The 23,176-nt window shown below is 63.4% G+C and carries 21 protein-coding genes and 1 pseudogene; 9 read left to right on the top strand and 13 right to left on the bottom strand.

Annotation, left to right across the window (positions count from 1 at the left end; genetic code table 11):
- Positions 1-27: 27 nt before the first annotated feature.
- The 6 genes from pqqA to N430_RS23515 all read left to right on the top strand — a co-directional run bounded on the left by pqqA (position 28) and on the right by N430_RS23515 (position 5,037).
- Positions 28-99, top strand: a complete 72-nt coding sequence (gene pqqA / locus N430_RS23540; RefSeq protein ID WP_008365141.1) for a pyrroloquinoline quinone precursor peptide PqqA — start codon at positions 28-30, stop codon at positions 97-99.
- Between the two features lie 80 nt (positions 100-179).
- Entirely contained in the window at positions 180-1,091 is a 912-nt protein-coding gene (gene pqqB / locus N430_RS23535) for a pyrroloquinoline quinone biosynthesis protein PqqB (RefSeq protein ID WP_110639236.1), read from the top strand.
- 27 nt (positions 1,092-1,118) lie between these two features.
- Positions 1,119-1,856 carry a pyrroloquinoline-quinone synthase PqqC gene (gene pqqC / locus N430_RS23530; protein WP_178083405.1) on the top strand — a complete coding sequence of 246 codons (738 nt, stop codon included), beginning with the start codon at positions 1,119-1,121 and terminating at the stop codon, positions 1,854-1,856.
- Positions 1,853-2,128, top strand: a complete 276-nt coding sequence (gene pqqD, locus N430_RS23525; RefSeq protein ID WP_110639234.1) for a pyrroloquinoline quinone biosynthesis peptide chaperone PqqD — start codon at positions 1,853-1,855, stop codon at positions 2,126-2,128. The genes pqqC and pqqD overlap by 4 nt, the downstream gene beginning before the upstream one ends.
- Positions 2,100-3,248 (top strand): pyrroloquinoline quinone biosynthesis protein PqqE, encoded by a 1,149-nt coding sequence (gene pqqE / locus N430_RS23520; protein WP_110639233.1) that lies wholly within the window; start codon positions 2,100-2,102, stop codon positions 3,246-3,248. The genes pqqD and pqqE overlap by 29 nt, the downstream gene beginning before the upstream one ends.
- Entirely contained in the window at positions 3,214-5,037 is a 1,824-nt protein-coding gene (locus N430_RS23515) for a S9 family peptidase (RefSeq protein WP_110639232.1), read from the top strand. The genes pqqE and N430_RS23515 overlap by 35 nt, the downstream gene beginning before the upstream one ends.
- A 32-nt stretch (positions 5,038-5,069) precedes the next feature.
- Here N430_RS23515 and N430_RS23510 read toward each other — a convergent pair whose 3' ends face one another.
- Complete coding sequence (locus N430_RS23510) at positions 5,070-5,228, bottom strand: YqaE/Pmp3 family membrane protein (RefSeq protein ID WP_009681539.1); 159 nt, start codon at positions 5,226-5,228, stop codon at positions 5,070-5,072.
- 140 nt (positions 5,229-5,368) lie between these two features.
- Positions 5,369-6,649: an aspartate aminotransferase family protein gene (locus N430_RS23505; RefSeq protein WP_110639231.1), complete on the bottom strand. Its 1,281-nt coding sequence runs from the start codon at positions 6,647-6,649 to the stop codon at positions 5,369-5,371.
- A 212-nt stretch (positions 6,650-6,861) separates the two neighbouring features.
- On the opposite strand from N430_RS23505, the gene N430_RS23500 reads away from it, so the two are divergent.
- A complete protein-coding gene (locus N430_RS23500; RefSeq protein WP_110639230.1) occupies positions 6,862-7,785 on the top strand; it encodes a LysR family transcriptional regulator in 924 nt (307 codons plus the stop codon).
- Between the two features lie 238 nt (positions 7,786-8,023).
- Here N430_RS23500 and N430_RS23495 read toward each other — a convergent pair whose 3' ends face one another.
- The 10 genes from N430_RS23495 to bioB form a co-directional block, all read right to left on the bottom strand.
- Positions 8,024-9,802 (bottom strand): acyl-CoA dehydrogenase C-terminal domain-containing protein, encoded by a 1,779-nt coding sequence (locus N430_RS23495; protein ID WP_110639229.1) that lies wholly within the window; start codon positions 9,800-9,802, stop codon positions 8,024-8,026.
- Positions 9,803-9,925: 123 nt separating this feature from the next.
- A complete protein-coding gene (locus tag N430_RS23490; RefSeq protein ID WP_110639228.1) occupies positions 9,926-11,209 on the bottom strand; it encodes a diguanylate cyclase in 1,284 nt (427 codons plus the stop codon).
- A 276-nt stretch (positions 11,210-11,485) separates the two neighbouring features.
- Entirely contained in the window at positions 11,486-13,615 is a 2,130-nt protein-coding gene (locus N430_RS23480; RefSeq protein WP_110639227.1) for a cytochrome-c peroxidase, read from the bottom strand.
- Between the two features lie 531 nt (positions 13,616-14,146).
- Entirely contained in the window at positions 14,147-15,952 is a 1,806-nt protein-coding gene (locus N430_RS23475) for a phenylacyl-CoA dehydrogenase (protein ID WP_110639226.1), read from the bottom strand.
- A gap of 302 nt (positions 15,953-16,254) precedes the next feature.
- Positions 16,255-16,551, bottom strand: a complete 297-nt coding sequence (locus tag N430_RS23465; RefSeq protein ID WP_103448697.1) for a pyrroloquinoline quinone biosynthesis protein PqqE — start codon at positions 16,549-16,551, stop codon at positions 16,255-16,257.
- A 124-nt stretch (positions 16,552-16,675) separates the two neighbouring features.
- The gene (gene bioD / locus N430_RS23460; protein WP_110639224.1) at positions 16,676-17,356 is read right to left on the bottom strand and encodes a dethiobiotin synthase; all 681 of its coding nucleotides are present in this window, start codon (positions 17,354-17,356) and stop codon (positions 16,676-16,678) included.
- A gap of 10 nt (positions 17,357-17,366) precedes the next feature.
- Entirely contained in the window at positions 17,367-18,185 is an 819-nt protein-coding gene (gene bioC / locus N430_RS23455; RefSeq protein WP_110639223.1) for a malonyl-ACP O-methyltransferase BioC, read from the bottom strand.
- Positions 18,178-18,909: an alpha/beta fold hydrolase gene (locus tag N430_RS23450; protein ID WP_103448694.1), complete on the bottom strand. Its 732-nt coding sequence runs from the start codon at positions 18,907-18,909 to the stop codon at positions 18,178-18,180. Before N430_RS23450 ends, bioC begins: the two co-directional genes overlap by 8 nt.
- Entirely contained in the window at positions 18,902-20,074 is a 1,173-nt protein-coding gene (gene bioF / locus N430_RS23445; RefSeq protein ID WP_110639222.1) for an 8-amino-7-oxononanoate synthase, read from the bottom strand. Before bioF ends, N430_RS23450 begins: the two co-directional genes overlap by 8 nt.
- 1 nt (position 20,075) lies before the next feature.
- A complete protein-coding gene (bioB, locus tag N430_RS23440; protein ID WP_110639221.1) occupies positions 20,076-21,134 on the bottom strand; it encodes a biotin synthase BioB in 1,059 nt (352 codons plus the stop codon).
- Between the two features lie 89 nt (positions 21,135-21,223).
- Here bioB and N430_RS23435 point away from each other — a divergent pair, with 89 nt between their 5' ends.
- Together N430_RS23435 and N430_RS23430 are read left to right on the top strand one after the other, a co-directional pair.
- Positions 21,224-21,961 (top strand): ComF family protein, encoded by a 738-nt coding sequence (locus N430_RS23435; RefSeq protein WP_110639220.1) that lies wholly within the window; start codon positions 21,224-21,226, stop codon positions 21,959-21,961.
- A gap of 27 nt (positions 21,962-21,988) precedes the next feature.
- A complete protein-coding gene (locus N430_RS23430; protein WP_110639219.1) occupies positions 21,989-22,753 on the top strand; it encodes a TOBE domain-containing protein in 765 nt (254 codons plus the stop codon).
- A gap of 225 nt (positions 22,754-22,978) precedes the next feature.
- Here the strand turns inward: N430_RS23430 and N430_RS23425 are convergent.
- Positions 22,979-23,176, bottom strand: a pseudogene (locus N430_RS23425) (IS110 family transposase); the annotation flags it as partial.

Here is a 23,176-nt window from a genome sequence, read left to right as displayed (position 1 = left end):
CCAACCCCATCCGGAAGGAGAACGCCCATGTGGACCAAACCTGCATACACTGACCTGCGTATCGGCTTCGAAGTGACCATGTACTTCGCCAGCCGCTAAGCCCTGCTTTGCGGCATGACGCCTCGGCCCGCCGGGGCGTCGTCGTTTTCCGGATACGGCTTTTCGCAGAAGGAGTGGCCATGTACATCCAGATTCTCGGTTCCGCCGCCGGCGGTGGTTTCCCGCAGTGGAACTGCAACTGCGTCAACTGCAAGGGCTATCGCGACGGCAGCCTGCGCGCCACGGCGCGCACCCAGTCGTCCATCGCCCTGTCCGACGACGGTGAGCACTGGATCCTGTGCAATGCCTCACCCGACATCCGCGCCCAGCTCCAGGCCTTCACGCCGATGCAGCCGGCGCGTGCCCTGCGCGACACCGGCATCAACGCCATCGTCCTGCTCGACAGCCAGATCGACCACACCACCGGCCTGCTCAGCCTGCGCGAAGGCTGCCCGCATCAAGTCTGGTGCACCGACATGGTCCATCAGGACCTGACCACCGGCTTCCCGCTGTTCAACATGCTCAGCCACTGGAACGGTGGCCTGCAGTGGAACCGCATCGAGCTTGAAGGCAGTTTCGTCATCGACGCCTGCCCCAACCTCACGTTCACCCCCTTCCCCCTGCGCAGCGCCGCGCCGCCCTACTCGCCGCACCGCTTCGACCCGCACCCGGGCGACAACCTCGGCCTGCTGGTCGAGGACACGCGCACCGGCGGCAAGCTGTTCTACGCTCCCGGCCTCGGCCAGGTCGATGCCAAGCTGCTGCAGATGATGCACGGCGCCGACTGCCTGCTGGTCGACGGCACGCTGTGGGAGGATGATGAAATGCAGCGCCGCGGTGTTGGCACCCGCACTGGCCGCGAGATGGGCCACCTGGCGCAAAATGGCCCGGGCGGCATGCTCGAAGTGCTCGACGGCTTCCCGCGCCAGCGCAAGGTGCTTATCCACATCAATAACACCAACCCGATCCTCGACGAAGATTCCCCCGAGCGCGCCGAAGTCCAGCGCCGCGGCGTCGAAGTCGCCTTCGATGGCATGAGCATCGAGTTGTAAGGAGGCCCCGTGAGCGACGCACTGCCAATGTCACCTGCCGAGTTCGAGCAGGCCCTGCGCGCCAAGGGCGCCTACTACCACATCCACCACCCGTACCACGTGGCGATGTATGAAGGCCGTGCCAGCCGCGAACAGATCCAGGGCTGGGTGGCCAACCGCTTCTATTACCAGGTCAACATCCCGATGAAGGATGCCGCGATCCTGGCCAATTGCCCGGACCGCGAAATTCGCCGTGAGTGGATCCAGCGCCTGCTCGACCATGACGGCGCGCCCGGCGAGGACGGAGGTATCGAAGCCTGGCTGCGCCTGGGTCAGGCGGTCGGCCTCGACCCCGACCAGCTGCGTTCCCAGGAACTGGTGCTGCCCGGCGTGCGTTTCGCCGTCGATGCCTACGTCAACTTCGCCCGCCGCGCCAGCTGGCAGGAAGCGGCCAGCAGCTCGCTGACCGAGCTGTTCGCCCCGCAGATCCACCAGTCGCGCCTGGACAGCTGGCCGCAGCACTACCCGTGGATCGACCCCGCCGGCTACGAGTACTTCCGTACTCGCCTGGGCCAGGCTCGGCGCGACGTGGAACACGGCCTGGCGATCACCTTGCAGCACTACACCAGCCGTGCGGGCCAGGAGCGTATGCTGGAAATCCTGCAGTTCAAGCTGGATATCCTCTGGAGCATGCTCGACGCCATGAGCATGGCCTACGAGCTGAACCGCCCGCCTTACCACACCGTCACCCAGCAACGTGTCTGGCACAAGGGGATTGCCCTATGAGTTTCGACCGCAAGCAAGTGCCGAGCTGGCGCCCCGGCTACCGCTTCCAGTACGAGCCAGCGCAGAAAGGCCATGTACTGCTGTACCCCGAAGGCATGATCAAGCTCAACGACAGCGCCGGCCTGATCGGCGGGCTGATCGACGGCAAACGTGACGTGGCGACGATCATCGCCGACCTTGAACAACAGTTCCCTGGTGTGCCCGAAGTCGCCGACGATATCGAGCAATTCATGGAGGTGGCCCGTGGCGAACACTGGATCACCCTCGCCTGAGGTGCCGGTCGGCCTGCCGCTGTGGCTGCTGGCCGAACTGACCTACCGCTGCCCGCTGCAGTGCCCGTACTGCTCCAACCCGCTGGACTTCGCCGCCCAAGGTCAGGAGCTGAGCACCGCGCAGTGGTTCAAGGTGATGGCCGAAGCCCGCGAGATGGGCGCTGCGCAGATCGGCTTCTCCGGGGGTGAACCACTGGTGCGCCAAGACCTCGCCGAGCTGATCGGCGAGGCCCGTCGGCTGGGCTACTACACCAACCTGATCACCTCCGGCATCGGCCTGACCGAAGCGCGCATCGCCGCCTTCAAAGAGGCCGGGCTGGACCATATCCAGATCAGCTTCCAGGCCAGTGACGAGCAGGTCAACAACCTGCTGGCCGGCTCGAAGAAGGCCTTCGCGCAGAAGCTGGAAATGGCCCGTGCGGTGAAGGCCCACGGTTATCCGATGGTGCTCAACTTCGTTACCCATCGGCACAACATCGACAAGATCGACCGCATCATCGAGCTGTGCATCGCCCTTGAAGCCGACTTCGTCGAGCTTGCCACCTGCCAGTTCTACGGCTGGGCGCACCTCAACCGCCTGGGCCTGCTGCCGACCCGCGCGCAGCTCGAACGTGCCGAACGCATCACCAACGAGTACCGGGCAAAGCTCAAGGCCGCGGGCAGCCCGTGCAAGCTGATCTTCGTCACTCCGGACTATTACGAAGAACGCCCCAAGGCCTGCATGAACGGTTGGGGCAGCCTGTTCCTGACCATCACCCCGGACGGCACTGCCCTGCCCTGCCACGGTGCCCGGCAATTGCCGGTGCAGTTCCCCAACGTGCGCGACCATGACCTGCACCACATCTGGTACGACTCGTTCGGCTTCAACCGCTTCCGCGGTTACGACTGGATGCCCGAGCCGTGCCGTTCGTGCGACGAAAAGGAAAAGGACTTCGGCGGCTGCCGTTGCCAGGCCTTCATGCTGACCGGCGATGCCAGCAAGGCCGACCCGGTGTGTGCCAAGTCGGCCGACCACGGCATCATCCTCAAGGCCCGCGAGGAGGCGGAAACCGCCCAACTCGCCATCGAAGAGATGACCTTCCGCAATGAGCGCAACTCCCGTGTCATCGTCCGCGGCTGACTTCAGTGCCGCCCAGGCCGTCGCTGCCGGCACCGACTTTGCCGAACTCAAGGTCAGCGCCGAGGGGCTGTTCTGGAACGAGTTCCGCCCGGCCGATGGCGCCTGCCGTATCTGGCAGTGGCGTGACCATCAGGCACGCTGCCTCACGCCCGATGGTTTCAGCGTGCGCAGCCGGGTCTACGAATACGGTGGCGGTAGCTTCTGCCTGGGCGGTGACGGGCTGCTGTTCGTCAACGAAAAGGACCAGCAAGTCTATACCCAGCGCCTCGACGGCACTGCACCACGCGCCCTGACCGCCGAGGCCGATTGCCGCTATGGCGATGTGCAGTGGCACGACGGCAAGGTGCTGGCAGTCGAAGAGCGCCATGGCGAAAGCGTCGAACATCGCCTGGTGGCCTTGGCCGAAACCTCCCGCGAGGTGCTCGCCGAGGGTGCTGACTTCTATGCCTCGCCGACGGTCAGCGCTGATGGCCAACGCCTGGCCTGGGTCGAATGGGACCGCCCGGCACAGCCCTGGACCGTTACCCGGCTGTTGTGCCGCGAACGCGACACCCACGGCGACTGGGGGCTGGCGCGCTGTATCGCTGCCGAGGATGAATCACTGCAACAACCGCGCTTCGACGCCGAAGGCCGCTTGTACTGTTTGTCTGACCGCAATGGCTTCTGGCAACCGTGGGGCGAGGTCGATGGCCACTGGCAGGCACTGCCGGCCGAGCCCGCCGACCATGCCGCCGCCCCATGGCAGCTGGGCACCTGCACCTGGTTACCGGTAACTGCGCAACGCTATCTGGCCACCTGGTTCGAAGGGGGTATTGGGCAACTCGGCCTGCACGATGAACTGGGGCACATGGAACACTTCGCCAGCGCCTATACCCGGTTCCGCAACCTGGCCATGGATGCCAACTACCTCTATGCCGTGGCAGCCTCACCGATCAGCCCGCCAGCAGTGATCGCCATTGCCCGTGCCAACCATGAGGTCAGCGTGCTGGCCGGCGGCGCCGAAGTGCTGCCTGCAGCGCACATCAGCCTGCCGCAATCGATCCATTACAAGAGTGGCGGCGCGTTTGCCCATGGCTTCTTCTACCCGGCAAACGGCACCAATGGCCCTGCCCCATTGCTGGTATTTATCCACGGTGGCCCGACTTCGGCCTGCTACCCGGTGCTCGACCCACGTATCCAGTACTGGACCCAACGCGGTTTCGCCGTGGCCGACCTGAATTACCGGGGCAGCACGGGCTATGGCCGGGAGTACCGCCAGGCGCTGCATCTGCGTTGGGGCGAAAGCGATGTGCAGGATGCCTGTGCCGCTGTCGAGCATCTGGCGGAAAAAGGGCTGATCGACCCTGCCAAGGCCTTCATTCGTGGCGGCAGTGCCGGTGGCTACACCACGCTGTGCGCCCTGGCGTTCAACGACGTATTCCGCGCCGGGGCCAGCCTTTACGGGGTCAGCGATCCGATTGCCCTGGGCCAGGCCACGCACAAGTTCGAAGGTGATTACCTGGACTGGCTGATCGGTGACCCGCAGCAGGATGCCGAGCGTTATCGCCAGCGCACACCACTGCTGCATGCCTCACAAATCAAGGTGCCGGTGATCTTCTTCCAGGGCGAGCTGGATGCAGTGGTGGTGCCGGAGCAGACGCGCTCGATGCTGGCCGCGTTGCAGGCCAATGGCATCGAGGCTGAAGGGCATTTCTATGCAGGCGAACGGCACGGCTTTCGCAAGGCCGAGAACCTGGCGCATGCGCTGGAGGAAGAGTGGAAGTTCTATTGCCGAGTGTTGGAGAGCTGAAGGCCTGGGGCCGCTTGGCGGCCCCAGCATCCTCAACGCTTGGCGATGATATACACCGCATGCACGATCCCAGGAATGTAGCCCAACAGCGTCAGCAGTATGTTCAGCCAGAACGCCCCGCCAAACCCCACCTGCAGAAACACACCCAGCGGCGGCAAGATGATGGCGATGATGATGCGAATGAAGTCCATGCGGGTATCTCCTGAAGGGGTTACAAGGAAGACCCGTTGCGCTTGCTGGAGGTTCCACAGGCCAAAAAAAACGCCCCGGGCCAAATGAAACAGGCACGGGGCGATGCGCAGGAACGCCAGACGGTTCGTAGAATTCTTGATCAGGCCGGCATTTCGCGGCGGGCCTGTTGTTGCGCATGCAGGCGGGCAAAGGCCCGAGCCAGGCGCAGGAGCATTTCGTCGATGTTGCCCTTGCTCACGGTCAGCGCTGGCGAGAAGCGCACGACATCGGCCTGCGGCGCGTTCAGCAGCAAACCTTCGTGCAAGGCCGCCTCGACCAGTTCCCTGGCCAGGCTTTCCTGCAGCTGCAAGGCCCACAGCAGGCCCTGGCCACGCACTTCGCCCTGGCCATAGCGGCCAGCCAGGCGGCTCAGGCCGTCGCGCAGGTGGCGACCGCTGTCTTGCACCTGCTCGAAGAAGCCAGGCTCCAGCACGGTCTCCAGTACGGCCAGGCCGGCGGCGCTCATCAGCGCATTGCCGTGATGGCTACCCTCCAGTTCGCCAGGTTCCGCGCAGCAGGCTGTTCCGCGAGCCAGCAAGGCTGCCAGTGGTACCCCACCGCCCAGGCCCTTGCCGAGGGTGATGATGTCGGCGCGCACACCGTAAGTCTGTTCTGCCAGCAATGCCCCACAGCGGCCAATACCCGTCTGCACTTCATCGAGAATCAGCAGGATGCCCAGTTCCCGACAGAGCTTTTCCACGCCCTGCAGGTATTCACGCGTTGCCGGGATCACCCCCGCCTCGCCCTGGATCGGCTCGAGCATGATCGCCACGGTGCGCGAATCGACCTCGGCATGCAGCGCCGCCAGGTCGTTGAACGGCACCTTGCTGAACCCCGGCAGGCCCGGTTCGCAGCGGTTGCACGGCAACGGGTCGGAGGCCGACAGGGCGCCCAGGCTGCGGCCATGGCAAGCCTGGCTGGCGGTGATGATGTGGTAGGCGCCGTTACGGTTCAGCTGGCCCCACTTGCGCGCCAGCTTGATCGCCCCTTCGCAGGCCTCGGCACCGCTGTTTAGCAGGTAGGCCTGGTCGCTGCCAGTGCTCTGGCACAGGCGGTTGACCAGCGCCAGCAGACCCCGGCTGTGGTAGCCCGCACCCGGGTTGATCAGCGCCTGGGCCTGGTTGCCCAGCGCCTTGACCAGCGCCGTCGGGCTGTGCCCGAGGCTGTTGACCGCGCCGCCCTGGGTGAAGTCCAGGTAGGCATGCCCTTCGTTGTCCCATAACCACGAGCCTTGGCCACGCACGAACACTTGCGTCGCACGCTCGGTGCTCGGCATCAGACGCTCGCGGGACAGCTGCGGCGCATCCGCCACGATCACCGGCGCACGCTTGGGCTCGGCAACTGCGGCAGGGGCCGAACGGCGCAGGTTGAACAGGTTCATCGGGGCTCCAACCAATCACGGTAAAGGGCGGCCAGGGGTCCGGTCTTGCTGCCGGCACTGGATAATTTTGCCTTGCCTATCAAAAGTGTTTTTCAAACGCGGTAACAATGAGCTGATTGATCGCTGTAACCCGTTGGAATACGGCGATAGACTAGGCTTCGGCAGCGTTTGCGGCCATTTCGTTTTCCCAGCTTTTTCGATAAGTGTTACTTATGGATTTTCGCCAACTGCGTTATTTCGTCGCGGTGTATGAAGAGGGCCATGTCGGCCGCGCCGCCGAACGCCTGTCACTGTCGCAACCGGCACTGTCACAACAGATTCGCCAGCTTGAGCACAGTCTCGACCTGAGCCTGTTCGAACGCAGCAACAAGCGCCTGCTGCCGACCCTGGCTGCACACACCCTGTACAACCATGCCCTGCCACTGCTCGATGGCCTGCAGCGGGCCCATGAGGCCATGCGCAACTTCAAGGGCCAGTCGCTGCGCACCCTGGCCATCGGCGTGCTGCAGACCGTGCGACCAAGCCTGGTGCCACAGTTGCTGGAGCGGGTGCGAAAGGCCCAGCCGCATCTCGTGGTACAGATCTACGAGTTGTCGGGGCTGGAGATCGAACGGCGGCTGCTCAATGGCAACCTGGACATCGGCATCAGCTACTTGCCACCGCGCCAGCCAGGGCTGCACGGCTCACTGCTGTACGAAGACGAGTTGCAGGTTGTCATCCCGGATACCCACCCTTTGAAGGACTTCAAGAAAGTCTCGATCAAGCAGGCCGCCGAACTGCCCATGCTGATGCTCGGTGAGGAGTTCCAGATCCGCCAGATCTGGAAGGAACAACTGGCCGCACAGGGCCGCCGGCCGCAGGTGCAAGCCGAGATGAACAACATGGCGGGGATTCTCGACAGCCTGGCACACACTTCGCTGGCGACCATCCTGCCTGGGCGGGCCAAGGATGCTGCCGAGGATGACCAGGGTTTGCTGTGGAAGCCGCTGAGCGAGCCGCGCGTGCCGCTCAAGGTCGGCCTGGTGTTCCGTGATGCCCAGCGCCAACAGGCGTCGGTGGAACTGCTGCGCACGTTGCTGGAGGGGGAGGCTGACGCCCGGCAATTGGGTGCCACGCCGCTGGATGTGCTCGGCTGAAAAAACGCAGACAAAGAAAACCCCGCCGAAGCGGGGTTCTCTAGACTGTTTCCCTGTGACATCCCTATCGCCCCGCCATCCTGGCAGGAAATCCTTCGTTGTCCCTGTTCTGTCCTTTGCGCTTCCTGCGCAACGTCCATGTAGAAAGATTAACCGTGGATCCAATCTGACACCAGTGGCGAAAAGTCACCACGTCATGTAGGAAAAGGCTTACAAGAAGTAATCTTTCGCAAACACTTCAAAACTGTTCGGCATCCAGCAGGTACAGCGATTCACTGCCCGCCTTCACCGAGGCCACCAACGAATTAACCCGTGGCAGCAAGCGCGCAAAGTAGAACCGCGCCGTGCCCAGCTTGGCTGCATAGAAGGCCTCGTCGCCCTCACCGGCCTTGGCTGCCCGCGCCATCAGTGCCCACATGTAGGCATAGGCTACATAGCCGAAGGCCTGGAGGTACTCGACCGACGCGGCACCGATCTCATTCGGATTGCCCTTGGCCTGCTCCATTACCCACTCGGTCAGCCCGTCGAGCTGATCCAGGTAGGCGCCCAGCGGCTTGGTAAATTCGCCCAGCTGGCCATCAGCACTGGCAATGAACTGGCGAATCTCGTCAGAGAAGAGCTTGTAGTACGCACCACCGCTGGCCACCACCTTGCGCCCCATGAGGTCCAGCGCCTGGATACCGTTGGTGCCTTCGTAGATCTGGGTGATACGCACATCGCGCACCAGTTGCTCCTGGCCCCACTCGCGAATGTAGCCGTGGCCACCGAAGACCTGCTGGCCGTGCACCGTGCACTCAAGGCCGAGGTCGGTGAGGAAGGCCTTGGCCACCGGAGTCAGCAGCGCCACCAGCTCTTCGCTGCGTTTGCGCGTGACCGGGTCTTCGCTGTACTTGGCGCTGTCGAGCTGCATCGCCACATAAGTGGAGAAGGCACGACCGCCCTCGATCAGCGCCTTCATGGTCAGCAGCATGCGCCGCACATCCGGGTGGACGATGATCGGGTCGGCGGCCTTGTCCTTGGCCTGCGGCCCGGTCGGGGCGCGGCTCTGCAGGCGATCACGGGCGTACTCCACAGCGTTCTGGTAGGAACGCTCGGCCGACGCCAGGCCCTGGATACCTACGCCCAGGCGTTCGTAGTTCATCATGGTGAACATGGCCGCCAGGCCCTTGTTCGGCTCGCCGACGATATAGCCGACGGCCTCATCGAAGTTCATCACGCAAGTCGCCGAAGCCTGGATACCCATCTTGTGCTCGATCGAGCCGCAGGTGGCCGGGTTGCGTGCGCCGAGGCTGCCGTCTTCGTTGACCAGAAACTTCGGCACCAGGAACAGCGAGATGCCTTTCGGCCCCGCCGGTGCATCCGGCAGCTTGGCCAGCACCAGGTGGATGATGTTCTCGGTCAGGTCATGCTCGCCGCCGGTAATGAAGATCTTGGTGCCGCTGACCTTGTAGCTGCCATCGGCTTGGGGCTCGGCCTTGGTGCGGATGATGCCCAGGTCGGTACCGGCATGCGGTTCGGTCAGGCACATGGAGCCGGCCCAGACACCGGCGTACATGTTCGGCAGGTACTTTTCCTTCAGCGCTTCACTGGCATGGGCGTTGATCGACAGGCAGGCGCCAGCGGTCAGCATCGGGTACAGGCCGAAGGCCAGGCTCGAGGCGTTGACCATTTCCTCGACCTGGGCCGAGATCGCCTTGGGCATGCCCATGCCACCGAATTGCGGATCACCACCCACGCCCACCCAACCGCCTTCGGCGTAGGTGTTGTAGGCCTCGATGAAGCCGGCTGGCGTACGCACGGCGCCGTTGTCCCAGTGGCAGCCTTCTTCGTCGGCGGCGCGGCTGAGGGGGGCAATGGTCTTGCTGGTGACCTTGCCGGCTTCTTCCAGCACAGCCATGGCAGTGTCCGCGTCGACCGCCTCGGCCAGTTCGGGCAATTGCGCCCACAGCTCGGCCACGTTGAAGACTTCATTCAGTACGAAGCGCATGTCGCGCAGGGGCGCTTTATAGTCAGCCATGACAACCTCTCGCTGGTCGGGTCGGGGCGGCTCGTAAAAAAAGCAACCCGGGGATGAATCCAGTGTAACCGAACAACTTTTGCGAGACATAGGGTCATCACGCGACCATATAGTCTATTTTGGTCACGCCATCCGCACTGCCCCGCGCTGGGATTGTTGACCATAGACCATGACACAGTTACGCCCGGCTCCTTTGGCACTGTAAAGCGCCTGGTCGGCGGACTTGAGCACTTCTTCCGGGTTGCGATGGTCGACCAGCCGCTCGGCGACACCGATGCTGATGGTTACCGAAACCGTGCCGCCAGCGCTGCCACTGCGGCGTTGCCGCCCGGCGGAATCGTCCTGCGGGCGGCTGTTCTGGTCACGCAGGTGCATGGTGTAGTTGGCGATCATTTCGCGTACCGCTTCCACGTGCGGCACGCACTCTTCAGCGGTCTTGCCGGCAAACACCAGGGCGAATTCCTCGCCACCATAGCGATAGGCGCGGCCACCGCCGGTGACCTTGGACAACCGGCTGGCGACCAGCCGCAGCACCTGGTCACCAACATCATGGCCGTGGGTGTCGTTGAATTTCTTGAAGTGGTCGACGTCGGTCATCGCGATGACGTAATTGCGACCCAGACGCTGCATGCGCTCGTTCAACGCTCGGCGCCCAGGCAAACCGGTCAGTTCGTCACGGAAGGCCATCTGGTAAGCCTCGTGCGATACCGCGGCGGCAATCATCAGCATCACCTGGCTGCACATGATGTTCAGGGTGAAGGGCAGGATGAAGGTCTTGGGCAGCATCCAGAAGATACCAACCAGGCCGATCAGCTGCGCCGCATGCAAGGGCCGGGGCTCGCGCAGGTATTGCACGACCAGCAGGACGAACACCACGAAGAACACTGGGTAGACCATCTGGATCAGGCTCATCCACTGGCCATGCAGCGACGGCCAGCGGATCTCCGCCAACCAGGCCAGCAGCGCCTGTGGGAAGCTTTGTTCCAGGGCCACGGCCACGCTGCCGACGGCGAACAGCACGGCGAAGCGGGCCAGCAGGTCCTGGGCCAGGTGGGTACGCTCCTGCCAGGCCCCGAACAGCCCGTACAAGGCGGGCAACAGCAGGCACACCAAGTGGAAGATCACCGCCGCGTCCTCGCGCACGCGGCCGTTGTCACGATAGAAGTCGGTCTGCGTGTCGAGCAGGAAATAGGCGATGTACACCGTGACCATCAGGAACAGCTCACGCTGGCGGCGATATACGGCGCAGTAGGCACCGCCCAGCAGCAGGACCAAGGTGGGGAGGACGTTGAACAGTGAGGTGAAGAAGACGCTGAGGTCTCTTACATAAGCCGCCGCAAGCCCGGCCAGCAGCAAAAACAGCGAAGGCAGGAAATGGCTCGCGCGAACAGCGTTTAGACGAAACAAGGGCAATCTCCGACCCGGCAGATCAATAATAGCATTGTGCCTCTACTTCATCGGCAGCACACGTGAATAGATGAGTACACCGGTGGGGTTAACGGCAGCGGGGGTGGAAGGCTTGAGCTTTTCTTGTAACTGAAAGCCACCGCGATCAGTGTGGGAGCGGCCTTGTGTCGCGAAAGGGCTGCGAAGCAGCCCCAGGATTTCTGCATTTAGGCAGATATTGGTGGGGCCGCCACGCGGCCCTTTCGCGACACAAGGCCGCTCCCACAGGAGGTAGCGTTACAGGTCGTTGTTGAATGGCAGCAGTGGCCCCTGCGCAGTGGAGCGCCCTGAGGCACCCACAGCATTGAGCTGGAACTCGGCGTCCAATGCTTGCCGTGAGCTATTGCCTGGCTTTTGCGTAACCGCGTTTTCATCGCCCTTCTCACCCTGTGGCAGCACCAGTGAAGGGTGATCGAACGGTGCCCGCTCCCAGGCGACGCGCGGGTCGGTCAAGCCGACTTCCATGAACTTGACCAGGGCATCGACTTCATCCGGGGTCAGGTTCAGCGCGGTCATGTCCGGATCGAGGTTGGAGCCGTTGTGCTGATTGACGGCCGGGTGCTCGAAGCCGCTGGTGTTGCTGGCGTCCTCGCCACGCCGGTCGCCGCCGCGGTTGTAGAACTCCATCACCTGCTGCAGCGTTGCCCGGCTGCCGTTGTGGAAGTACGGCCCGGTCAAGGCGATGTTGCGCAGGGTCGGGGTTTTGAAGGCGCCATCGACCGAGTCGCGGAAACCGACACTGGGCTTGAGTGTCGGGTCGCAGGGGACCGCTGCGCTCAGCGGCACTTCGAAGGTGCACACATCGACATCCAGTGGGTCAGGAATATTCCCGCCTTGCAGCTGGGTGTTGTACTGACGGGTGAAGGACAGAGGGTTGCCCCAGGCGTCCGAGCCCCCCAGCGCCAGGTCCTCAGAGGTCGGGCGCACACCGGTGTTGTAGAAGCCGTTGTCGTAGAGCGTGGTCAGGCCGTCGGCCATGATCATGCGCTCGATGCGCTCCCGAGGCTGGAACAGCAACCGGCTGCCGGCGTTGGTCAACTCCGCGCCCCCATGGCAGGCGACGCACTTGCCCTTGCCCAGGAACAGCTCCATGCCTTGTACCTGCTGAGCGTTCATGGCGGTGTGGTCGCCCTGCAGATAGGCATCCAGGGGCGCCTGGTCGGAGATCAGCGTGGACTCGTACATCTGGATCGCCAGCCCGAAGAACAACGGGAAGTTCGCTTCCATCTGGGTGTAGGGCTCACTGCCCAGCAGAACCTGCTGCGTGGCATTCCACAGGCGGGGCTGGAAGGCGTTCTTGATGAGTTCGCGATAGGTCGGCCGACGGGCGCTGGAGACAGGCCCGAGTACCGAGTCGGTCGGCGAGATCTTCTGCCCCTTGAGCATCATGGTGTCGAGCATGCGCCGGCCAATGTCGGCGAAGGTACGCCCGCCACAGGACATTTCCACTGCACTGCCGGGAGGCCCGACGGCTTGCGAGGCGGCCGAGGCATCCTTGAGGGCCAGCCGCACCTTGACCGCCACGCCACTGGCATCCTTGGTCACGAAGATCCCCGCGTCAGGGTCGCGGTTACCGAACGGTGAAAGGCCGTTGAACACGTTGTTGGCCCGGCCATCCCAGAAGTTGCGCACGTTGAAAGCCGCGTTGATCACCGACGGTGCATTGCGCCCGGTGGCGCGGCGCACGTTGATGCCGCCTACCTGGAAGATGCCGTCCGCTTGCTGGGTGCACTTGTCGAAGCGCGATTGGCGGGGTTTGACGAAGTTGGCGTCGAACACACCTTGCGAGCCGATGACGTCATCGCTCGAATAGACGATCGCCGAGTTGCGATCCAGAGGGTTGGCCAGCACGTGGGTCGGGAAGTCGCCTTTTTTCAACGTGTAGTTCGGGCCGCCCTTGCCACCAGAGCGTGTGGCGTAGCTCGGCACGTCGCCGGGGATGTCGCCAGCCGTAAACGGTTTGTTGAAGATCGAGGCGACGTTGGCATTGGTATTGGCCTGGCCGGGGTTGATCTGGTTGGTGACCCGGTGATCGACACCTGCGTGGTAATGGCAGGAAGCGCAGGCGGTGGCGCCGTCACTGCCGATCGCCATGTCCCAGAACAGGGCCTTGCCCAACAGCACCACCGCCCCGCGATTGATTACGTAATCGGACATCAGGTCGACCTTGCGGCCACCTTCGGTACCGGAGGGGTCCGGTGGCGTCATGCCACGCAGAGACTGCAGGCTGGGCACATCCGGTACCACCGGAGCGGTCCCGGCCGGGTCTGCAGCCCGAGCGCTGGTCAAAGGGAGGCCGGCGGCGAACGTCATCGCTATCGCACAGGCCAGACGGGGGATTCGCAAGTTACTCAGATAGTCGACCATGATGGACTTCCCGACGGCTCAGGTTTTTCAGGCTGATCGTTCACGCAACTAAGTGCGCTTAATGCCACCATAGCTGTAACAAAGTATTTCGGTAGAAAACATTCAGTGATTTTTTATACCGGTTTATTTAGGCACTCATACCAATAAATACTGATCACCCAACTTACTCAGTTCCGGTGTAAATTCGCCCCCACTAGTGGGTGGCATTCCCCACACTGCCTTCACGAAGTGTTCACAGGCGCCCAGAAACGCCAAGCCAACCGGCATCCTGCGCTTAGGTAAAACCTGGCAACGTATTTGCTATTTCGTATTCAACTGCTGACCAATAGTTGGAGAAGTGCGGAACAAGACCCAACTGAAATTTGAAAAAACATTAGAGCAGCACGCGCACGTAAGTTGCGCTGCGCCAGCCATGCTTATTTAAAAGCATTGAAACAATGCAGATAGGCCCGAAGAGGTCTAATTAAAATTTAACGCCAAAAAAAACGCCGCTCACTAGGAGCGGCGCTTTCTTCAGTACCTCACCCGGGCTTAGTAACCCAGCGAGAAGTCTTCTTCCTTCATGTCCATCAGGTTGTTGGCACCCGACAGCATGGTGGCCACGTGAGCACGGGTTCGCGGCAGGATGCGCTGGAAGTAGAAGCGCGCGGTCTGCAGCTTGGCGGTGTAGAAGCCTTCTTCGCTGGTGCCGGCTGCCAGCTTTTCAGCCGCCAGGCGGGCGATGTCAGCCCAGAAGTAGGCCAGGCACGCATAGCCGGAATACATCAGGTAATCCACCGACGCAGCACCGACTTCCTCGCGGTCCTTCATCGCGGCCATGCCCACTTTCATGGTCAGCTCGCCCCACTCCTTGTTCAGCGCAGCCAATGGCTCGACGAACTCCTTGACCGCGTCATTGCCTTCCTGCGCCTGGCAGAACTTGTGCACGATCTTGGTGAAGCCCTTGAGCGCTTCGCCCTGGGTCATCAGCACCTTGCGGCCCAGCAGGTCGAGAGCCTGGATGCCGGTGGTGCCTTCGTACAGCATGGAGATGCGGCTGTCGCGCACGTTCTGCTCCATGCCCCACTCGGCGATGAAGCCGTGGCCACCGTAGATCTGCACGCCATGGTTGGCGGCTTCGAAGCCGACTTCGGTCATGAACGCCTTGGCGATCGGGGTCAGGAAGGCCAGCAGGGCGTCGGCCTTCTTGCGCTCTTCCTCGTCCTGGCTGTACTTGACGATGTCCACCTGCTTGGCGGTGAAGTACACCATCGCGCGGTTGCCTTCCGCGAAGGCCTTCATGGTCAGCAGCATGCGACGCACGTCCGGATGGACGATGATCGGGTCAGCGGCTTTGTCCGGTGCTTTCGGGCCGGTCAGGGAACGCATCTGCAGGCGCTCACGGGCGTATTTCAGGCCGCCCTGGAAGGCCACTTCGGCGTGGGCCAGGCCCTGCAGCGCGGTGCCCAGGCGTGCGGTGTTCATGAAGGTGAACATGCAGTTCAGGCCTTTGTTGGCCGGGCCGATCAGGTAGCCGGTGGCAGCGTCGAAGTTCATCACGCAGGTGGCGTTGCCGTGGATGCCCATCTTGTGTTCGATCGAACCACAGCTCACGCCGTTGCGCTCACCCACGCCGCCTTCGGCGTTGGGCAGGAACTTCGGCACGATGAACAGCGAGATACCTTTGGTGCCCGCCGGAGCATCTGGCAGACGTGCCAGCACGATGTGGACGATGTTGTCGGCCATGTCGTGTTCGCCGGCCGAGATGAAGATCTTGGTGCCGGAGACTTTGTAGCTGCCATCGGCCTGTGGCTCGGCCTTGGTGCGCAGCATGCCCAGGTCGGTACCGCAGTGTGGCTCGGTCAGGCACATGGTGCCGGTCCACTCGCCGGATACCAGCTTGGTCAGGTAGGTGTGCTGCTGCTCGGCGGTGCCGTGGGCGGAGATGGTGTTCATCGCGCCGTGGGACAGGCCTGGGTACATGCCCCACGACCAGTTGGAACCACCGACCATTTCGCTCAGCGCCAGGCCCAGCGACTCTGGCAGGCCCTGGCCGCCGTGCTCGACGTCGTGCGCCAGGCTCGGCCAGCCACCTTCCACGAACTGCTCGTAGGCCGCCTTGAAGCCGGTCGGGGTCTTCACGCCCGACTCGCTCCAGGTACAGCCTTCCTGGTCACCGACACGGTTCAGCGGCGACAGCACCTGCTCACAGAACTTCGCGCCTTCTTCCAGGATCGCGTCGACCATGTCAGGCGTTGCGTCCTGGCAACCCGGCAGGCTCTGATAGTGCGCCTCGTAGCCGAGCAGCTCGTCGCGGACGAAACGAATATCACGCAAGGGGGCTTTGTAATCAGGCATTGCGATGAACCTCTGTGATGAGTTCGGTAGGGGACCGCTGATACCGACCAGCTCTTGTCGGCTTTCGGTCAAACAGTTGTTTGAAACTTACGTTTAGGACCGCCCGATGTCAAGGAGGGACTATAGTGCCATTTACGCCGCGAAAGATGGCGTTTATGCCAACCCCAGAAAAAACAATGCCCCTGTGGGAGCGGGCGTGCCCGCGAAAGGGCCAGGGCAGGCAACAGAGCTGCCTGATCCAACGCATTCGCGGGCACGCCCGCTCCCACAGGGGCTGTGTATAACTCGGAGAAAGTGGCCGATCAGGCGTAGGTATCGATGAACCGCCCGAGCATTTCGTCGGACGCCTTGGCCACCTTTGCACCCAGTTCGACCTCGGTCTTGCCCAGGTTCAATTGCACGGTGCTGGTTGCCAGGTCCATCTGCTGGCTGCGGTCGACCCCGCGCAGGCGCTCGGCCTGGAAGTCGCTGGACTGGCTGGTAGCGGCGCGCTCGACCGAAGCATTGGCGATCTGGCCGGCGGCCTGATCGACGCGGTTCTGGCCGTTGTAGATGGCGTTGAGGCCCGCGTAGTACGCGGTGCTGCCGGTGATTTCCATGTCAGAACTCCAATGACGCTGGATATGAACAGGGCCAATTAAAGCAGGCCGGGCGCGAAAAGGCCCGTTTAAATCCCTAATGGCCCAGTGCTACTTGATAGGCCATGGGCATACCTGGCAACGCTCAATCCAGCAAGTCGAGCTGCAAATGCTCCGCCACCGCATCCGCCGTTGCCTGCTTGAGCTTCGGCACCCGCCCCAGGCACGGCGCTGGCAAACGCTCCGCCAGGCTGGCCAGGTTTTCCTCCAGCCGCGAAGTCCGCGGTTCGATGATGTTCGCCACCCAACCTGCCAGCTGCAGCCCGTCCCGGGCAATGGCTTCGGCACTGAGCAGCGCATGGTTGATGCAACCCAGGCGCACCCCGACGACCAGAATCACCGGCAGCTTGAGGGCAATCGCCAGGTCCGACAGGTTGGCGTGGTCGGACAATGGCACGCGCCAACCGCCCGCACCTTCGACCAGGGTGAAGTCTGCCCCCTGGTCCAGCACGTTGCGCATGGCCTTTGCGAGTACGGGCACTTCCAGCGCTACACCCGCCTCCCGGGCCGCCACATGCGGCGCAATGGCCGGTTCGAAGGCAAACGGATTGACCTCTTCGTAGGCGAGCTTGATGGAGCTTTCGTCGATCAGCGCCTGGGCATCACTGTTGCGCAGGCCTTTGGGCGTCATCGTGCAACCCGAAGCCACCGGCTTCGCGCCCAAGGTACTCAGCCCCTGCAACCGTGCCGCATGCAGCAGCCCGGCGGCGATGGTGGTCTTGCCGACATCGGTGTCGGTCCCGGCAATGAAATAGGCCTGGCTCATGTCGCTCCTCTCATGCCTGTGGCTTGCGCAACACACCATAGACCACCTGATAGGTGGCGGGCAGCCCCTGGGGCTGGCGATACGCTTCGTAGGCCTGCAACAGGCCTTGCATGCGCGCACGACCGGTCAGGCCGGAAGGCCTCCCGGGGTTGAGGTTGTGCGCCCCAAGCGCCTTGAGTTCATGGGTCAGGCTACGCACATCGGGGTAGTGCAGCACGTGGGCCTGGCGCTGCAGGCTGACCTGGGCGAGGCCACTGGCTGCACACAAGCGCTGGTAATCTTCGAACCGGCGGAAGCGATTGACATGCACCATGCCATCAACGGCCTGCCAGCTGGCGCGCAACTCATCGAGGGTACCGACGCACAGGCTGCTGAAGGCCAGCACCCCACCCGGGCGCAATACTCGCCGAGCCTCGTCCAGCACACTGGCGAACTGACCGCACCACTGCACCGCCAGGCTGGTGAACACCAGGTCGACACAGTCATCACGCAGCGGCAGGCGTTCGGCATCGCCGGCTACATGGAAATGCGCCCCGCCCTGTTCGCCACGTGCGTGGCACAGCATGCCTTCGGCGATATCCACCGCCACGCCGGTGGCCTGGGCAAAACGCTCGCCCAACACCCGGCTGAAATGCCCCGTGCCACTGCCAAGGTCCAGCCAGCGCGTCGGCGCCACGTCATCCGGCAACTGGTCCAGCAGGCTCACGCCCACCGCACGCTGCAGCGCCGCGACGCTGTCGTAGCTGGCCGCCGCACGGGAGAACGAGGCGGCCACCTGGCGCTTGTCCGGCAGCGCGCCGGGCAGGGTTGGACGGGAAAGGTCAGTCATCGCCACTCTCATGCAGGAAACTCTTGATGCCCGCCGCCAGCTCCTGTGGATATTCCAGCAGGAAGGCGTGGGAACTGTCTTCGACCAGGCCGACTTCGACGTCGGGCAGCAGCTCGCTCAGCGCTTTGGCCGCTTCGGCCGGCACCAGCGCATCGCTGCCGGCGAACAGGTGCAACTGCGGGCCACCATAGGCCTGCAAGGCCTCACGGGTATCGAGCCTGGCCAGCACTTCCAGGCCGGTGGCCAGGTACAGCGGGTCGGTATCCGGCACACCGACACCCAGTTGGCGCAGCAGCGTGCGAGGTTGCAGGGCGCCGTCGCTGCACAGGGTGCGAAAGCGCTTGAGGGTCACCGAAGTATGGCTGCGGCAACCATCGAGAAACGTGCCGAAGGTGTCCTCGGCCATGCCATGTGGCCAATCGGCGCGGGCCACGAAACTGGGGTTGCTGCCCAACGTCAGCAAGCCGCAGCAGTGATCGCCACGCTTGCGCGCCAGTTCGCTGGCGAGCATGCCGCCCAGCGACCAGCCACCCAGCCAGGTATCGCTGGGCAACTTGCGGTCGAGGTAGTCCACCCACGCCTGCACATCGGCATCGGCCAGTTCGGGCAGGGGCATCAGTTCAACCTGCAGGCGTGCGTCCTGGGCCCGCAGGCTGGCGGCGAGCGGCTCTAGGGCGGCGGTGCCCAGCCCCCAGCCGGGAAGAAGGATCAAACGGTTACGCATCGGCGGCCTCCAGCTGTGGATAACACTCGGCCAATGCATTCAACAATAGCTGTACCTGCGCCTCGCTGTGTGCCGCGCTCAGGGTGACCCGCAGGCGGGCACTGCCGGCAGGCACGGTTGGTGGGCGAATGGCAGTCACCAACAGGCCGCGGTCACGCAGCATGCGCGACAGCTTGAGGGCCTGGGCACTGTCACCGATCAGGATCGGCTGAATCGGCGTCGGGCTGTCCATCAGCTGCAGGCCGATTTGCTCGGCGCCCCGGCGGAACTGGCGGATCAGCGCGGCCAGGTGCTCGCGGCGCCAGGTTTCGCGGCGCAGCAACTCCAGGCTCTTGAGCGTGGCGCAGGCCAGGGCTGGTGGCTGGCTGGTGGTGTAGATGTAGGGCCTGGCGAACTGTACCAACGCCTCAATCAATTCTTCGCTGCCGGCGACAAAAGCGCCAGCCGTGCCGCAGGCCTTGCCCAAGGTGCCGATCAGCACCGGCACGTCGTCGATGCCCAGGCCGAAGTGCTCGACGATGCCGCCGCCCTGCTCACCCAAGGTGCCCAGGCCATGGGCATCATCGACCATCAGCCAGGCACCGCGGGCGCGGGCCACGGCGGCCAACGCCGGGAGGTCGGCAAGGTCACCGTCCATGCTGAACACGCCGTCGGTGACCACCAGGGCATTGCCGGTGGCCTTGCCCAGGCGGCTGGCCAGGCTGGCAGCGTCGTTATGCAAGTAGCGGCTGAAACGGGCACCACTGAGCAGCCCACCGTCGAGCAGCGACGCATGGTTGAGGCGGTCCTGCAGCACGGTGTCGCCTTGCCCCACCAGCGCGGTAATGGCACCAAGGTTGGCCATGTAGCCTGTGGAAAACAGCAGCGCGCGCGGGCGGCCGGTCAATTCGGCCAGCGCCTCTTCGACGGCATGATGTGGCGCGCTGTGGCCAATCACCAGGTGCGAAGCTCCGCCACCGACACCCCAGCGCTCGGCGCCAGCCTGCCAGGCGGCGATCACTTCAGGGTGGTTGGCCAGCCCCAGGTAGTCATTGCTGCAGAAGGCCAGCAGGCGCTGGCCATCGACCACGACTTCCGGCCCCTGCGGGCTTTCCAGCAATGGCCGCTGCCGATACAGGTCTGCGGCGCGCCGTTCGGCCAGGCGCGCCGCCAAGTCAAAGGCCATCTCAGGCCGACGCGGCGTCGTAGAACAGCTCGCTGCTGCGTTGCTCGACCAAGGCCTGCTCGATGGCCGCCTGGTGCACTTCGTCGGCATGCTCTTCGCGCGCTTCAGGCTGGATGCCCAGGCGGGCGAACAGTTGCATGTCCTTGTCGGCCTGCGGGTTGGCGGTGGTCAGCAGTTTCTCGCCGTAGAAGATCGAGTTGGCGCCAGCCATGAAGGCCAGGGCCTGCATCTGCTCGTTCATCTGCTCACGGCCGGCGGACAAGCGCACGTGCGACTTGGGCATGAGAATACGGGCGACGGCCAGCATGCGGATAAAGTCGAACGGGTCGACGTCTTCTTCTTCGGCCAGTGGGGTGCCAGCAACCTTGACCAGCATGTTGATCGGCACCGACTCCGGGTGCTCGGGCAGGTTGGCCAGCTGGATCAACAGGCCAGCGCGGTCGTCCAACGACTCGCCCATGCCGAGGATGCCGCCAGAGCAGATCTTCATGCCGGCATCGCGCACGTAGGCCAGGGTCTGCAGGCGCTCGCTGTAGGTGCGGGTGGTGATGATGCTGCCGTAGAACTCTGGCGAGGTGTCGAGGTTGTGGTTGTAGTAGTCCAGACCGGCCTGGGCCAAGGCCACGGTCTGATCCTGGTCGAGCTTGCCGAGGGTCATGCAGGTTTCCAGGCCCATGGCCTTCACGCCTTTGACCATCTCCAGCACATAGGGCATGTCTTTGGCCGACGGGTGCTTCCAGGCCGCCCCCATGCAGAAGCGGGTGGAACCGATGGCTTTGGCGCGAGCAGCTTCCTCGAGCACCTTCTGCACTTCCATCAGCTTCTGTTTTTCCAGCCCGGTGTTGTAGTGGCCGGACTGCGGACAATATTTGCAATCTTCCGGGCAGGCGCCGGTCTTGATCGACAGCAGCGTCGAAACCTGTACACGGTTGGGGTCGAAATGCGCGCGGTGCACGGTCTGCGCCTGGAACAGCAGGTCATTGAAGGGCTGCTGGAACAGTGCCTTGACCTCAGGCAGGGACCAGTCGTGACGTGTTGTTGCAGTTGTGCTGGCGCTCATCGGCGTTTCCTTGTTTAGGCTGTAGCTGGCGCCGAGGCACAAGTGCCCGCCAGCGCATCACGGATAGCTCGCATAGTCATGGAAGGCCTATGAACTGTCAACCTTGGTTAAAAGCACTGGTTTACAACTGTACAAATACTAATCACGCCTGCTTGCTCTGCAGCGAACCGGCCGAACAGCGCTATCCGTTGTGTGTCGCCTGCGAGCAGGAACTGCCCTGGCTCGATGAGCATTGCCTGCGCTGCGCACTACCCTTGCCGATGGCCGGCCTGACTTGCGGCCAGTGCAGTCGCCGCCCACCCGCCTTCGACCAGGTCGTAGCGCCCTGGCACTATGGGTTTCCGCTGGACACGCTGATCAGCCGCTTCAAGCACAACAGCCAATGGCCACTGGGCCGGCTGATGGCCGAAATGCTCGCCCTCAACGTGCACCATCGCTATCAGGAGGGCCTGCCCAGGCCAGATCTGCTGTTGCCGGTACCGCTGGCCCGGCGTCGGCTGCGCGAGCGCGGCTTCAACCAGGCCGGCATGCTCGGGCGCTGGCTGTCGAAAGCACTGGTCATCGAATGCGATGAGCGGCAGTTGCTGCGCACCCGTGAAACACCGGCACAACAGAGCCTGGATGCCCGAGCTCGCCGGCGCAATCTGCGCCAGGCGTTCGCACTGGCCAGCGAGCCATCACTCAAGGGCTGCCACATTGCCGTGGTCGATGATGTGCTGACCACCGGCGCTACCACGCAGGCCATCGCGCAACTGCTGCGACAGGCCGGTGCACGCAGGATCGATGTGTATTGCCTGGCACGCACGGCAAAACCGGGGCAAGCTTGACGGGTCAGTTCCCGATAGGCGCCACCCATGTCCCTGCCCGCACTCCTCACCCAGCACATCGCCCGCCGCCCGCAGCGCATCACCCTGCTCCAGCACATCGCCGAGCAAGGCTCGATCACCCGCGCGGCCAAGGCAGCCGGTATCAGCTACAAGGCTGCCTGGGACGCAATCGATGAACTCAACAACCTCGCCAGCCAGCCCTTGGTCGAGCGCAGCACCGGCGGACGTGGCGGTGGCGGCGCAAGGCTTTCGGTAGAAGGTGAGCGAGTGCTGCGCCTTTACCAGAAAGTGCAGGCACTGCAGGCACAGATTCTCGAAGCTGCAGAAGAGTCCAGCGACCTGGATCTGCTCGGGCGCCTGATGCTGCGCACCAGCGCGCGCAATCAGCTGCAGGGGCAGGTCAGCGGGCTGCGCAGGGAGGGCCGGCATGATCGGGTCAGCCTGGTGTTGGGCGGCGGGCTGGAGATCGATGCGTTGATCACCCATGACAGCACGGCGCGGCTGGAGCTGACCTTGGGGACCACAGTGATGGCGCTGCTCAAGGCCGGGTGGGTGCAGTTGCTCGGCGCCGAGGATGAAGCCGAGGCCGGCAGCAATGTGCTGAACGTCACCGTGGAAGAAGTACTGGCGGATGCACAGGGTGACAGCGAAGTGCGCCTGGCACTGGGCAACGGGCAGACGTTGTGTGCGTTTGCCGGAGCGCAATGGCTGGCCGGAAAGGCTGTCGATGAAGGGAGCAGACTGCGGGTGCAGTTTCATCCTTCCTACGTACTGCTCGGGGTACCAGTTTAACCTGTGCCGGCCTCTTCGCGGGTGAACCCGCTCCCACAGGTACTGCACCCTACTCAGGTGTTGTACAAATCCTGTGGGAGATTCTATGGCCGAAGGCAATTTCTCAGTTGAACCGCCTTCGGCCTCTTTCAGCAATCTCCAGGCACAAGTCAGTGCGCCAGAGAATTTCTCTTCGGCGTTGGGTGCTATCCGTCAGTTTGGTTGGGCTGCGCAGCAGCCCCGGCCTCAGTTGGCCGGCTTAGCACCTCCGGTATATACCTCGGGCTTCCAGTCGGCCTGATGCCTCATCAGGCCGAAGGCCAGCCGAGCCAAGCGACGCGCAAGGATCACCAAGGCTTGGGTGGTTTTCTTCCCGCGTGCTTGATGATGGGCGTAAAACTGCGACCAAGTCTTGGTTCGGCTTCCGCTCATCGAGGCGTTGTA

The organism is Pseudomonas sp. CC120222-01a (genome assembly GCF_003097235.1).
Lineage (GTDB): Bacteria > Pseudomonadota > Gammaproteobacteria > Pseudomonadales > Pseudomonadaceae > Aquipseudomonas.
The sequence above is the reverse complement of the archived record's forward strand: the minus strand, read 5'-3'. Positions and strand labels throughout refer to the sequence as shown.